This window comes from Gryllotalpicola sp. (assembly GCF_027352875.1).
Taxonomy (GTDB): Bacteria; Actinomycetota; Actinomycetes; order Actinomycetales; family Microbacteriaceae; genus Gryllotalpicola.
The window spans coordinates 1-12,819 of sequence record NZ_DAIEII010000052.1 but is presented as its reverse complement, the minus strand read 5'-3'; the positions used below and the strand labels follow the sequence as shown (position 1 = coordinate 12,819).

Below are 12,819 nucleotides of genomic sequence, written 5' to 3'. Positions count from 1 at the left end.
CGATTTCTCGCCGAATTCTTGGAGCCGGATGCGTATCGTCCGAACCGTGCCCACTTTTCTCGCGGACTCGCTCGCCGTCGCCGCGCTGACCGTCGAGTAGAGAAGGAAGAATCGTCGACATGGTGCCTACTGCCGTCGTGGCCGCCCTGGTCAACCCCTTGAACCCGGACGCGCTCCTGACCGCCCTCGGGCCGTGGGCGCTGGCCGGCATCGCGATCATCATCTTCATCGAGTCGGGCGTGCTCTTCCCCTTCCTGCCGGGCGACTCGCTGCTCGTCACGGCCGCGATCCTCGCGTACCCGCTCGGCCTCTCGCACTGGGTGATCGCCATCGTCGCCTTCGTCGCGGCCTTCGTGGGCGACCAGGTCGGCTACCTGCTGGGCCGGCGCTTCGGTCGCCGCCTCTTCAAGCCCGACGCGCGGATCCTCAAGACCGAGCACCTCGAGGAGGCGGAGCGCTTCTTCGCCAAGTACGGACCGGTGTCGCTGGTGCTCGGCCGGTTCGTGCCGATCGTGCGCACCTATGTGCCGCTCGCGGCGGGAACAGCGGCGCTGAGGTACTCGCGGTTCCTGCTCTGGAACGGCCTCGGGGGAGCGGCGTGGGTGGCGAGCCTCACGCTCGTCGGGGTGTTCCTGGGCGGCATCCCGTTCATCGCGAACAACATCGACGTGCTCATGATCGTCATCGTCGTCGTTTCGGTGCTGCCGGTCGCGATCGGCGGATTCACCCGCTGGCGGCGGTCCCGCGTCTCGCAGTAGGAGGGCGAAGCCCGGGGGCCGGGTTCTCCAAGAAAACTCCGAAACTCCGTTCACCAGCGTTTCACCTGCCGTATGGGGCGGGGCCACGTTCGTTTCCTAGCGTCTGTAACAGTCGTTATGCGCTTTGACAAACGAACGAGAAAGAAGCCCCCTCATGCCCCAGCACTTCCGCTCCGTTGCGGTGATCGCGGCGCTGGCTGCCGCGGGCACGCTCGCCGCGTGCTCGTCCTCGCCGCAATCCTCGTCGCCGACCGGCACCGGCTCGACCACCGCGTCGACGACCTCGGCCGCCGCCGCCGCCGTCGTCGAGCCCCTCGTCCTCTACGCCGCCGAGGGCTACGACTCGGTCATGGCCAAGGCGTTCACGGCCAAGACGGGCATCCCGGTGAAGCTCGACGACGACAGCACCGGCCCGCTGCTCACCAAGGTGACCGCCGAGAAGAACAATCCGCAGTGGTCGCTGCTCTGGGTCGACGGCGACACCGCCTTCGCCTCCCTCGACCAGCAGGGCCTGCTCGCCCCCTACAAGTCGGCCACGGCGTCGCTCAACGCGGAGGGCCTGGCGCTTCAGCCGGCCGATAATGCCTACACGCCGACCGGCACCACCGTCATGGCGGCCCTGATCTACAACGCGGCCAAGACCACCGCAGTCCCGGCGACCTACCAGGACCTCGATGGCGCCGCCTACACCGGCAAGGTCGGTATGAACGACCCCTCGCAGTCGGGCCCCACCTTCCCCTTCATCGCGGGTGTCATGAACCAGCTCGGCGGCGAGTCGAACGGTGTCGCCGCCGGCGAGGCGCTGTTCTCGAAGCTCAAGGCGAACGGCCTGCACGTCTACCCGACGAACGGCGACACCCTCCACGCCCTCGAGACCGGCCAGATCGACTACGGCCTCATCCAGAGCTCGGCGGCCATCGGCGAGGTGCTGAAGACCAAGGCGACCGCGAACTTCCAGCCGAAGATCGTCTACCTGCCCAAGTCGACCCTGCTGCCGGGCGTCATCGGCATCGACAAGGGCGCCGACGCCACCGTCCAGGCGGAGGCGCAGAAGTTCATCGACTACGTCCTCTCGCCCGAGGGCCAGGCGGTCATGCAGACCGGTGACCCCACCGGCGACTCGCTGTTCTGGCCGGTCGTGAACGGCGTCACCGCCCTGACCGGCGTTCCCGCCTTCCCGAACGCGTTCCAGACCCTTGACCCGGCGTTCTGGGGCCCGCTGGAGGGCCAGATCAACTCGTGGTTCGACTCGAACATCAAGTAGTCGCGCTGCCTTCCCCCATCGATGCGGCGCCCGATGACGTCGGGCGCCGCATCGGGGTGTCCCGCGGCAGCGCGTTCCTGGTCTTCTGGCTGCTCATCGTCGCCATCCTCGTCGTCCCTATCCTGCTGTTCCTCGCCGTCGCGTTCAGCCCCGCGCTGCTCGCGCAGGGGCCGGAGTGGTTCACGCTCTCGGCCTTCGCCCAAGCGCTCGACGGCCAGCTGCTCGTCGCGTTCCTCGACTCGACGGTCGTCGGCGTCGTCACGGCCGTGCTCTCGGCCGCGATCGCGTTCTGGCTGGCCTGGGTGGTGATGCGCACCGACCTCGTCGGCCGGCGCATCTGGACCGGCGTCGCCTTCGCGCTGCTGCTCACCCCGTCGTACCTCATCGCGCTCGGCTGGGAGCGCCTGCTCGAACCGAACGGGGTGCTCGAGCTCATCGGCATCCCCGCGGATGGCGCCCGCAGCGTCATGTACGGGCCGGTCGGCATCGTCGTCGTACTCACCGTCAAGGGCATCCCGTTCGCGTTCCTCGCGATCTCGAACACGCTGCGCGGGCTCGGGCACGAGTTCGAGGACGCCGTGCGCGTGCACGGCGGCGGCCGCGTCGCGGCCCTGCGCATTGTCGTGGCGCTGCTCTCGCCGGGGGTCTGGGCGGCGCTGGCGATCGTGTTCGCCGAGTCGATCAGCGACTTCGGCGTCGCGAGCACCCTCGCCAACGACTCGCACTTCCTCGTGGCGACGTACTCGCTGTACATGGCGGTGGACTCGTTCCCCGTGCACTTCCCGGTCGCCGCGGCGATCAGCTGGGTGCTGCTCGTCCTCATCGTGCTCGCGCTGCTCGCGCAGAACGCCGCACTGAAGGGCCGCAGCTTCCGCGTCCTCAGCGGGCGCAGCAAACCGGTGCTCAGCCAGCGACTCAGCCCTGCCGTCACGGCGATCACCTGGCTGTGCTTCCTCGTCTTTCTGCTGCTCGCGCTCGGCGTGCCGGCTTTCGGCGCGGTCTCGGCGTCGCTCATCGACGGCCTCGGCTCGCTCGCCGGCACCCACCAGTGGGATCTCTCGAACTACCTGCGGGTGCTGAGCAGCCCGCAGCTCGGCGACCCGCTGGTGTACTCCGCGATCCTCGCCGCGATCACGGCGACGGCCGGCGTCGCGCTCGCGGTGGCGTGCGCCCGGGTGCTCGCCGCGCGCGGCTCCACGCTTCCCGGCCGCGTGCTCGACTTCATCCTGCTCGCGGCCGTCGCGCTGCCGGGCATCGTCTTCGCGGCGGGCTACATCTTCGCCTACAACCTGCCGCTCTGGGGCGCGCTGCACCTGCAGATCTACGGCACGACGACGCTGCTGCTGCTTGCGTACCTCGCCACGGCGCTGCCGTCGACGACGCGCGTCCTCGTGGGCACGATGAGCCAGATCCAGGAGTCGATGCTGGAGGCGTCTCGCGTGCACGGCCGCGGCCCGCTCCGCGCCTGGCTGTCGATCGTCATCCCCGTCATCGCCCGGCCCCTGCTGTCGGCGTGGCTGCTCACCTTCGCCGCGACGCTGCTCGAGCTGCCTGTCTCGCAGCTGCTCTCGCCACCGGGCTCTCAGCCGGTGTCCGTGGGCATCGAGGCCGCGCTCGCCAAGTACGACTATGGCGGCGGAACCGCGATGGAGGTGCTCGCGGTCCTCTTCGCGCTCGTCGTCGTCGGCATCGGATTCGGAGCGTTCCGCCTCTTCGCGCCGGCCGGATGGCGTGCAATCGGAAGGACACGATGACCACATGACCACCGCGATCGACAGCGGATCGTTCGGCGGCTGCAGCATCGAGCTCGAGGACGTGCGCAAGGCATTCGGGGCAACGCACGCCCTCGACGGCGTGAGCCTCAGCGTCGAGCCCGGCACGTTCCTCGTCCTGCTCGGGCCGTCCGGGTCCGGCAAGACGACCATGCTGCGCGGCCTCGCCGGCGTCGAGAGATTCGACTCCGGCACCGTCCGGCTGGGCAGCCGGGTGGTGAGCGACGGCCGCCGCCACCTGCCGCCCGAGCGGCGCGGGCTCGCCATGGTGTTCCAGGACTACGCCCTGTGGCCGCACCTCACCGTCTTCGAGAACGTCGCCTACGCCCTGAAACGGCACCATCTCGACGGCCGCGAGGCCCGCTCGCGCACCATGGAGACGCTCGATCGGGTCAGCATGGCCGAGAAGGCGGCGAACTACCCGCAGGAGCTCTCCGGCGGCCAGCAGCAGCGCGTCGCGCTCGCCCGCGCGATCGTCGCCCGGCCGTCGCTGCTGCTCTTCGATGAACCGCTGTCCAACCTGGATGCCGATCTGCGCGAGCAGCTCCGCGTCGAAATCGCGACGCTGGCACGGGAATCCGGAGCGACCGCGGTCTACATCACCCACGACCAGAGCGAGGCATTCGCCCTCGCCGACGTCGTCGGCGTGCTGCGGCGCGGCCGGCTCGAGCAGATCGGGCCGCCCGAGCAGATCTACGCGCATCCGGCGACGCCGTTCGTGGCGCGCTTCACCGGCCTGTCGGGCTCGATGCGCGGCGTCGTCGATCGCGATCTCGCGGCCGGCGTCGTCGAGGTCCGGGTCGGCGACCACTTGCTCACCGCGAGCGCCCGCGGCGCGCTGCGGCCGGGTACCGCCGTCGACGTGCTCGTCCGGCCGTCGGCGACGCGGCTGATGCATCCGCTTCACGATGACGGCAGGGACGGCCCGTCGGGGCACGGCCGCGGCCGCACCGACCCCGCATCGCCGGAGCCGAACCGGATCCACGGACGCATCGTCGATGTGGCGTACCGCGGCCGCGGCTACGAGCACGTTGTCCGGACGCCGTACGGTGACCTCACCGGCGTCTTCTCGAACACGGCCCGGGCCCGGGGCACCGATTGGCATCTCGCGATCGACTCGGCCGGCTGCCTCGCCTTTCCGATCGCCAACGCCGAGATATAACAGCCGTTATACTCGCCAACGAACATGACGTGACCAGGGGAGCTAACCGATGTCCGATTTCGCACTGTTCGCGGCCGTTTTCCTCGCCTGCCTCGTCGAGGCCGTCGAGGCGACCACCATCGTCATCGCTGCCGGGTCCGCGCGGAACTGGCACTCCGCGTTGACCGGGACCGTCGCGGCGATCGTCGTGCTCGCGGTCGCCGTTGCGGTGTTCGGCCCGGCCATCCAGCTTCTGCCGATCGCAGTGCTCCGCATCGTCATCGGCGGCCTGCTGCTCGTCTTCGGCCTCCAGTGGCTGCGCAAGGCCGTGCTGCGCGCGAGCGGGGTGAAGGCGCTCCACGACGAGGACAAGATCTTCCGGCGCGAAGTCGCCGAGGCCAAGGCGGCGAAGGCCGAGCACCGCTTCGGTGTCGCCGACTGGTACGCGTTCACGCTCTCCTTCAAGGGCGTCCTCCTCGAGGGCCTCGAAGTCGTCTTCATCGTGCTCACCTTCGCCACGAACCAGGGCAACCTGCCGGTCGCGATCGTCGCGGCGGCGGCGGCCGCCGTGCTCGTGACGATCCTCGGATTCGTGGTGCGCGGCCCGCTTGCACGCGTGCCCGAGAACACCCTGAAGTTCGTCGTCGGCGTGATGCTGACCTCGTTCGGCCTGTTCTGGGGCGCCGAGGGGGTCGGGGCCGTCTGGCCCGGAGCGGACGCCGCTCTGCTCGTCATCGCGCCGGCCGTCGCCGTGTTCTGTCTTCTCCTCGCTGCGCTGTTCGCGCGCCGACGTGCGTCGAGGCAGCCATCGGCTCCGACGCCGGCTCCGGTGAAGGTCGCGGTCGGCGGCGCGGGTGCTGCTGCTGCCGAGGCGGTGCCTCCCGCCGCCGTCCCGGGGCCCGCGAGGCCGAGCCGGCTCGCCGCCTTCGGACTGTTCTGGTACGACTTCATCGTGGGCGACGACTGGCAGGTCGCCCTCGGCGTCGCCATCGCCCTCGCGGTGGTCGCCGTCGCATCGGCGTGGTCGGGCTCCTGGCTGATCGCCGTCGTCGCGGTCGCGGTCCTCATCCCGTTCGGCACCGTGCGCGCCGCCCGGCGCTGACCGGCCCTGACCGGGCGTCAGTTGCCTTCGGATTCCTCCGAGTAGACCCGCGTCGCGTACTCCTCGAGGGAGCGCTCGCACCGCGCCAGAGCCGCCTCGGCCTCGGCGCGCCCCGGCGCGCCGAACTCGTCGCGCGACTTCACCTTCTCGAGCCAGCTGGCGAGCTTGTTGTAGTCGACCTCGTTCTCTTCGAGCTCGGCGTAGGTGAAGTGGTTCTTCGCGTACTCCTTCTCGACCTCGGCGAGGAACCCCTCGCAGCGGTCCATGATCTCCTCGTACTCATCGGTGCGCGCCGACTGGAAGATGGAGAGGATTCCCTGCTCGCCGGCGAGCACCGACGATTCCAGCAGCACAGCCGTGCCGCTCATCTGAAGGATCTCCCGCTGGAGCTTCCGCAGCGCCCGTTCGGCGGCGGCGCTCTTCGGCAGCGTTGCAGCGGAGTTCTGCAGGTAGACCGCGCCCAGCGCCTTGAGGCGGCGCCATACGGTCGCCCTCAGGCGAGTCGGCTCCGACGGAATCCGGTAGACGAGCAGCAGCCACGTCGCCGCGCGCCCGCCTTCCTCGGGGGACTGCGACGCTGACTCGGGCACGAGCCCGATTCTAGGTCGGCGTCCGGTGCCGGATGAAGCGGTGCGGCTGCTCCCGCTCGCGGGCCAGCGGGCGGGCGAGCACCGCCCAGGTGATCAAGGCGATCCCGCCGCCGAGCAGGACCCCGCCGACGGTGTCGCTCAGCCAGTGCGCACCGAGGTAGGTGCGGCTGAACGCCATCAGCGCCATCCATCCGACGCCGGAGATCCAGACCCAGATCCGGGGGAAGAGCAGCATGAGCACGCCGGCCATGGTTGCCGCATCGGCGGTGTGCCCGGAAGGGAAGGAGCCGAAGTCCGTGGCGACCAGGATCTCCTGCGGCCGGGTGCGGTCGACGGTGTTCTTCAGGATCTCGACGGTGACGACCGACGCCACGCTGGCGATCGCGAAGAACGCCGCACCCCAGAACCGACGAAAGGCGACGAGGATCAGCACGATCGCGGGCGGCACGATGATCGTGCCGACGACGCCGCCGCCGGCATAGTCGAAGAAGAGAGCCGGTGCGGTCCAGAGCGGCGAGCGGTGCTCGATGATCTCGCTCATCCAGGACAGGTCCACCGAGAACTGGTTGCTGCCGCGCAGCGCGATGATAATGCCGAGGATGCCGGTGAGGACGATCGCCCCGATTCCTGCGACGAGCGGGCCGCGTCGACCCCAGTGGGCCAGCCGCACCTCGAGTCTGCTTTCGCCCACGGAAGCACGGTAGCCGCGGCGTTCTAAGAAAACGCGAGCGGACTCGCCGCGGATGGCCCGGCCGCGCGACGATGGACTATGCGCATCGTTATCGCGGGGGCTTCGGGATTGATCGGCACCGAGCTTTCGCAGCAGCTCGCAGGCCGGGGCGACGAGGTCATCCGCCTCGTCCGGCACCCGGCGGAGCGCGCCGATGAGGTCGAGTGGGACCCGGCACGCGGCCAGCTGGACGCGTCGGCGCTGAGCGGCGCCGACGCGGTGGTGAACCTCGCGGGGGAGTCGGTGAGCCGCATCCCGTGGACCGGCGCGCGGCGCGCCGCGATCCTGGGCTCGCGCCTCGCCACGACCGGGACCGTCGTCGCGACGCTGCACGAGCTCGCGCGGCGCGGCGCGCCGCTGCCCGCCCTCGTCAACGCCTCCGCGGTCGGCTATTACGGCTCGCGTCCGGGCGAGACGCTCACCGAGGGCTCCGCCTCCGGCACCGGATTCCTCGCCGACGTCGCTCGGCGTTGGGAGGCCGCGGCGCTCGCCGCCCCGGAGGGCACGCGCGTGGTGCTCGCGCGCACCGGCACCGTCATCGCGCCGCCCGGGCTGGGCGGCGCGGCCGCACCACTGAGGCTCATCGCTCGTCTCGGCGCGGCGGGTCCGATCGGCACCGGCCACCAGCACTGGCCGTGGATCAGCCTGCACGACGAGGCCGCGGCGTTCGCCCATCTCGTCCATTCGAACCTCGTCGGCCCGGTCAACCTCGCCGGTCCGACGCCGGCGACGGCTGCCGATGTCGTGCGGCAGCTCGCCGAGAGCATTCGCCGCCCCTACTGGCTGCCGCTGCCGGCGTGGGCGGTGACGACCCTGCTCGGCGACGCGGGTCGCGAGTTGCTGCTCGGCGACCAGCTCGAGCGCCCCGAGGTGCTGCTCGAGGACGGATTCCGCTTCCGCGACGAGACGATCGCCGACGCGGTCCAATAGTGTGACGGCACAGGACAGGAGAGGAGTCGGGCCATGGCCGATGAGACGAGCGATCCGGGCGCACCGGTCGAGTTGCCGGCGATGCGCTGGCTCGACAAGCCGGCCCACCACGACTACGGGGCCGCGCGGTCCTACCTCGCGCTGAACCTGGGGAAGAAGACGGTGGACCGGATCGTGCGCAGGCTCGCACACACTCAGGTCGTCCGGTTCAAGGCGAAGGACATTCTGCGCGCCTCGGGCCTCCCGCTGCTGCCCCGCGACAACGCCGACGTCGCCAAGCAGCTCGAGCGCATCGCCGTCGGCGAGGCGCTCTCGCCCTGCCTGATCGTGCGGGGCCACCTCAACAAGGGCTGGGTCGCGCAGATCGCCGACGGCTATCACCGCGTCTGCGCGTCGAACTATGTCGACGAGGACGCCGACATCCCGGTCAAGATCATCAGTCTGTGATGGCCGAGCGCATGAGCGACGCAGACGAGCGGCAGGGCAGCGGTCGCCAGCATCCCGGCCTCTCCACCTTCGAGCGCACGTCGATCCGGCAGTTCGACGACCCGCGGCTCGAGTGGCGCCGGCTGTTCTCCGAATTCTTCGGCACCTTCCTCCTCGTCGCCGTCGCCGCCGGCGCGGTAGTCGTCGACGCGGCCGCTTCGGGTGCTGTCGGGCGGGTCGCGAGCGTCACGGCCCCGGGTCTCATGGTCATGGCGATCATCCTCTTCATGGGCGCGATCTCCGGAGCACACCTCAACCCGGTCGTCACGATCGCCTTCGCCCTCCGCACCGACTTCGCGTGGGTGAGGGTTCCGGGTTACCTCATCGCGCAGTTCGCCGGCGCCGCTTTCGCCTCGGTCACGCTGTTCGCCGTCTTCGGGCCGCAGGCCCACGACGGCGCGACGCTTCCGGGGCCGGGATTCAGCGACGCGCAATCGTTCGCCATCGAGGCGCTCGTCACCCTGGGCCTCGTCAGCACGATCCTCGGTGCCGCATCGGGCGCGCAGAACATCGGTCCGCTGTCCGCGCTCGCCGCGGGCGGATACGTGATCCTCGCCGGCCTCTGGGCCGGTCCGGTGAGCGGCGCGTCCATGAACCCGGCCCGCAGCTTCGGCCCGGCGCTCGTCAGCGGCGACTACGCCCACCTCTGGGTGTACTTCGCCGGGCCGGTGCTCGGGATGCTCGTCGCGGTCGGCGTCGCGTACGTGCTCCGGGGCCGCGGCGATCCCAAGGCGCGGAGGGCCGCGGAGGGCAATCCGCTCGGCTGACGCCGCCGGTCGGGCGTGGAACTAGCCCCAGACCTCGCCTGCGATCTCGACGACCTCGCGCACCTTCGCCCACTGCTGGTCCTCGGTGAGGGTGTTGCCGTCCGCGGTCGAGGCGAAGCCGCACTGGGTGCTCAGTGCGAGCTGGTCGAGCGGTGCGAACTCGACGGCCTCCGAGATGCGCTTCAGCACCGCGTGCTCGGGCTCGAGGTCGCCGGACTTCGACGTGAGCAGCCCGAGGACGACCGTCTTCGGCCCCTCGGGCAGGAAGCGCAGCGGCTCGAAGCCACCCGCACGCTCGGAGTCGTACTCGAGGAAGTAGCCGTCGTAGTCGGTGTAGCCGAGCAGATCCTTGGCGATCGGCTCGTACCCGCCCGACGAGATCCACGTCGAGCGAAAGTTGCCGCGGCAGACGTGCGTCGCGATGACCATGTCGGCGGGCCTGCCGTCGAGCGAGGCGTTGATGAGCGCCACGTACCGGTCGGCGAGGCGGTCGATGACGATGCCGCGCGCCGCGGCCTTGTCGAGCTCGATCTCGGAGCACAGGCCGGCCCACGCGGTGTCGTCGAACTGCAGGTAGCGGCATCCGGCGGCGTAGAACGCGGCGACGGCGTCGCGGTACGCGGCGGCGAGGTCGGGGAGCAGCGCCTCCCGGTCGGCGTAGACGTCGGTGGCGACCGAGTCCGGCTCGAGGTGGAAGTGCAGCACGCTCGGCGACGGGATCGACATCTTCGCCTCGACGCCGGCCGGCACGTGGGCGTGCACGAAGCGGAAGTGGTCGAGCATCGGGTGGTCGGGCGGGAAGCCGATCCTGCCGGTGATACGCAGCACCCGGTGCGGGGTCTCGACGTCGGCGAACTCCACCTCGTGGTCGGAGTCCACCACCTCGACGCCGTCGAGCATCCCGAAGAAGTCGTAGTGCGACCACGCCCGGCGGAATTCGCCGTCGGTTGCCACCCGGAGCCCGGCCTCGGCCTGCCTGGCGATGACGTCGACGATCGCCTGGTCCTCGATGGCGCGCAGGTAGGCGTCGTCGACCGTGCCGGCCGCGTGCGCGGCGCGCGCCGCCGCGACGGATGCCGGGCGCAGGAAGCTGCCGACGATGTCGGCGCGAAACGGTGGGTTGACTGACACGGCGTCCAGCCTAGGTCGGTGGCACGGTGGCCACATGCTCATCGTCCTCTGGATCGTCGGCGGCACGCCGCCCTGGGGATTCCTCGCCCGCGGCACCCTCTGTGCCGCGTGACGTCGGGCTGAACCCTGGGCGGCGCGCCGAAGATCGCCGCCGGCCCCCGGGCGTGTCGCCCGATTCTCAGCCCGAATGCACTCGGCCCAGCCGATCGCCGTCCAGCGACTCGCCGTCCAGCGACTCGCCGTCCGGCAGCTCGCCCGCGAGCAGCTCGAGCGTGCGCTCGCGGCCCGGTGTCCGATCGAGGGGTTCGGATTCCCGCGACCCGGCCACCGGCAGCACCATGATCTCGTCGACGCCGTATCGCTCGCCCAGGGTGCGAACCGCGGAAGCGGCCGATGCGGCGTCGCCGACGATCCAGCGGCCGTGCATCTCGTCGGCGACGGCCTGCGCTGCCGGCGGCAGCGGCTCCGACTCGGCCTGCTCGACCGTCTCCAGCGCGCCCAGCGGCTGGTTGGTGCGCAACCTCGCCATCGAGTGCAGCTGGGGGAGGGCGCGCGCCTCGGCCTCGTCGGTGGAATCCGCCGCCACGACGTTCGCGGTGAGGAAGGTGTGCGGCGCGGGGAAGAGCTCGCTCGGCTGGTAGCCCTCGCGGTAGAGCGACAGCGCTCGCTCGAGCCCCTCGCCCGAGAAGTGGTTGGCGAACACGTACGGCAGGCCCAGCTGGGCGGCGAGGCGCGCCGAGTAGTCGCTCGAGCCGAGCAGCCACAGGGTCGGCCGCTCGGTCGCGGCCGGGGTCGCGGCGATGGAGTAGACGTCGCCGGAGCGCAGCTGCAGGCTCGCGCCCTCGGGCGACAGCAGTGCGGCGACGTCGGTGACGTTGTTCGGGAACCTGTCGACGTCGCTCACCGTCCCGGAGAGGTGCAGCAGCGAGGTGATGATCGGGTCGCTGCCGGGCGCCCGCCCGATGCCGAGGTCGACGCGGCCCGGCGCGATGGCCTCGAGGGCGGCGAACTGCTCGGCGATGACGAGCGGCGAGTGGTTGGGCAGCATGACACCGCCGGAGCCGATGCGGATGCGCGAGGTCTGCACCGCGATCGCCGCGGCGAGCACCGCCGGATTGGTCGACGCCACCGCCGGCATGTTGTGATGCTCGGCGAACCAGTAGCGGGTGTAACCGAGCGAGTCGGCGAGGCGCGCGAGCGCGGTCGTCGCGGTGATCGCCTGGGCGCTGGACTGCCGCGAGCGCACGGGGATGAGGTCGAGTACGGAAAGCTTCATCGTGTATGCCAACGTACGCCGGGCCGCCGTTCATCCCCGCGCAACCCGGGTGCGGCGATCCAGTCGTAGAGTCCGATCATGGAACTCGGACTGCACATCGCTGACTTCACCTGGAACGGCGGCCCGGCCGCTCTCGCGACCAACCTCGCCGACCACGTGCGCGCCGCCGAAGACGTCGGCATCCAGCGCATCACCGTCATGGACCACTTCTGGCAGCTGTCCGGTATCGGCCCCGTCGAGCATGAGATGCTCGAGGCGTACACCGCGCTCGGCTTCATCGCCGCCCACACCACCAAGGCCCGGCTTCACACCCTCGTCACCGGCGTCATCTATCGTGAGCCGGCACTGCTCGCGAAGGCCGTGACCACTCTCGACGTGCTCTCGAACGGCCGCGCCGCGCTCGGCATCGGCGCCGCCTGGAACGAGCAGGAGTGCATCGGCCTCGGCATCCGGTTCCCGCCCGTCAAGGAACGCTTCGAGCGCCTCGAGGAGGCCATCCGGATCTGCCTTCAGATGTGGTCGGACTCCGAGGAGCCGTTCGACGGCGCGTATTACCACCTCGAGCGCACCCTCAATTCGCCGCAGTCGATCCAGCGCCCGCATCCGCCACTCATGATCGGCGGCGGCGGCGAGCGCAAGACCCTCCGCCTCGTGGCGAAGTACGCGGATTCCTGCAACATCTCGACCGCGACCGACGTCGTCCACAAGCTCGAGGTCCTCAGGCGGCACTGCGACGAGCTCGGCCGTGACTACGACACCATCGAGAAGACGGCGATGATGGTCGTCGACGAGACGTCGTCGACCGACGACATCGTGCGCGCCGCCGCCGACCTCGCGGGCAAGGGATTCACCGCGACGTACATCTTCACGCG

Annotated in this window: 13 protein-coding genes; 9 read left to right on the top strand and 4 right to left on the bottom strand. The window is 70.4% G+C overall.

The features are described 5' to 3' along the window. Nucleotides 1-119 precede the first annotated feature (119 nt). From M7D61_RS06275 to M7D61_RS06255, 5 genes are all read left to right on the top strand, one after another. Entirely contained in the window at nucleotides 120-758 is a 639-nt protein-coding gene (locus M7D61_RS06275; RefSeq protein ID WP_298228671.1) for a DedA family protein, read from the top strand. Nucleotides 759-912: 154 nt separating this feature from the next. Further along, nucleotides 913-2,022, top strand: a complete 1,110-nt coding sequence (locus M7D61_RS06270) for an extracellular solute-binding protein (protein WP_298228669.1) — start codon at nucleotides 913-915, stop codon at nucleotides 2,020-2,022. After that, nucleotides 1,998-3,776, top strand: a complete 1,779-nt coding sequence (locus tag M7D61_RS06265) for an ABC transporter permease subunit (protein WP_298228667.1) — start codon at nucleotides 1,998-2,000, stop codon at nucleotides 3,774-3,776. The genes M7D61_RS06270 and M7D61_RS06265 overlap by 25 nt, the downstream gene beginning before the upstream one ends. A 4-nt stretch (nucleotides 3,777-3,780) precedes the next feature. Then, complete coding sequence (locus M7D61_RS06260; protein WP_298228665.1) at nucleotides 3,781-4,956, top strand: ABC transporter ATP-binding protein; 1,176 nt, start codon at nucleotides 3,781-3,783, stop codon at nucleotides 4,954-4,956. A gap of 49 nt (nucleotides 4,957-5,005) precedes the next feature. Next, the gene (locus M7D61_RS06255; protein WP_298228663.1) at nucleotides 5,006-6,037 is read left to right on the top strand and encodes a hypothetical protein; all 1,032 of its coding nucleotides are present in this window, start codon (nucleotides 5,006-5,008) and stop codon (nucleotides 6,035-6,037) included. A gap of 17 nt (nucleotides 6,038-6,054) precedes the next feature. Here the strand turns inward: M7D61_RS06255 and M7D61_RS06250 are convergent, their stop codons facing one another. Next, the gene (locus M7D61_RS06250) at nucleotides 6,055-6,627 is read right to left on the bottom strand and encodes a Chromate resistance protein ChrB (protein WP_298228661.1); all 573 of its coding nucleotides are present in this window, start codon (nucleotides 6,625-6,627) and stop codon (nucleotides 6,055-6,057) included. A gap of 10 nt (nucleotides 6,628-6,637) precedes the next feature. Then, nucleotides 6,638-7,318 (bottom strand): phosphatase PAP2 family protein, encoded by a 681-nt coding sequence (locus M7D61_RS06245; protein WP_298228659.1) that lies wholly within the window; start codon nucleotides 7,316-7,318, stop codon nucleotides 6,638-6,640. Between the two features lie 78 nt (nucleotides 7,319-7,396). On the opposite strand from M7D61_RS06245, the gene M7D61_RS06240 reads away from it, so the two are divergent. From M7D61_RS06240 to M7D61_RS06230, 3 genes are read left to right on the top strand one after another with little or no spacing between them, the layout of a single operon-like run. After that, nucleotides 7,397-8,287 (top strand): TIGR01777 family oxidoreductase, encoded by an 891-nt coding sequence (locus M7D61_RS06240; RefSeq protein ID WP_298228657.1) that lies wholly within the window; start codon nucleotides 7,397-7,399, stop codon nucleotides 8,285-8,287. A gap of 33 nt (nucleotides 8,288-8,320) precedes the next feature. Beyond that, nucleotides 8,321-8,734, top strand: a complete 414-nt coding sequence (locus M7D61_RS06235) for a hypothetical protein (protein WP_298228655.1) — start codon at nucleotides 8,321-8,323, stop codon at nucleotides 8,732-8,734. Between the two features lie 11 nt (nucleotides 8,735-8,745). Next, nucleotides 8,746-9,540, top strand: coding sequence for an aquaporin (locus M7D61_RS06230; protein ID WP_298228653.1), 795 nt, complete (start codon nucleotides 8,746-8,748; stop codon nucleotides 9,538-9,540). A gap of 21 nt (nucleotides 9,541-9,561) precedes the next feature. Here the strand turns inward: M7D61_RS06230 and M7D61_RS06225 are convergent, their stop codons facing one another. Together M7D61_RS06225 and M7D61_RS06220 are read right to left on the bottom strand one after the other, a co-directional pair. Next, nucleotides 9,562-10,671: a 5-methyltetrahydropteroyltriglutamate--homocysteine S-methyltransferase gene (locus M7D61_RS06225; RefSeq protein ID WP_298228651.1), complete on the bottom strand. Its 1,110-nt coding sequence runs from the start codon at nucleotides 10,669-10,671 to the stop codon at nucleotides 9,562-9,564. Between the two features lie 178 nt (nucleotides 10,672-10,849). Beyond that, nucleotides 10,850-11,947: an LLM class flavin-dependent oxidoreductase gene (locus tag M7D61_RS06220; protein ID WP_298228649.1), complete on the bottom strand. Its 1,098-nt coding sequence runs from the start codon at nucleotides 11,945-11,947 to the stop codon at nucleotides 10,850-10,852. Between the two features lie 78 nt (nucleotides 11,948-12,025). Here M7D61_RS06220 and M7D61_RS06215 point away from each other — a divergent pair. Then, nucleotides 12,026-12,819: LLM class F420-dependent oxidoreductase (locus tag M7D61_RS06215; protein ID WP_298228647.1), on the top strand; the 794-nt coding region annotated here is incomplete at its 3' end.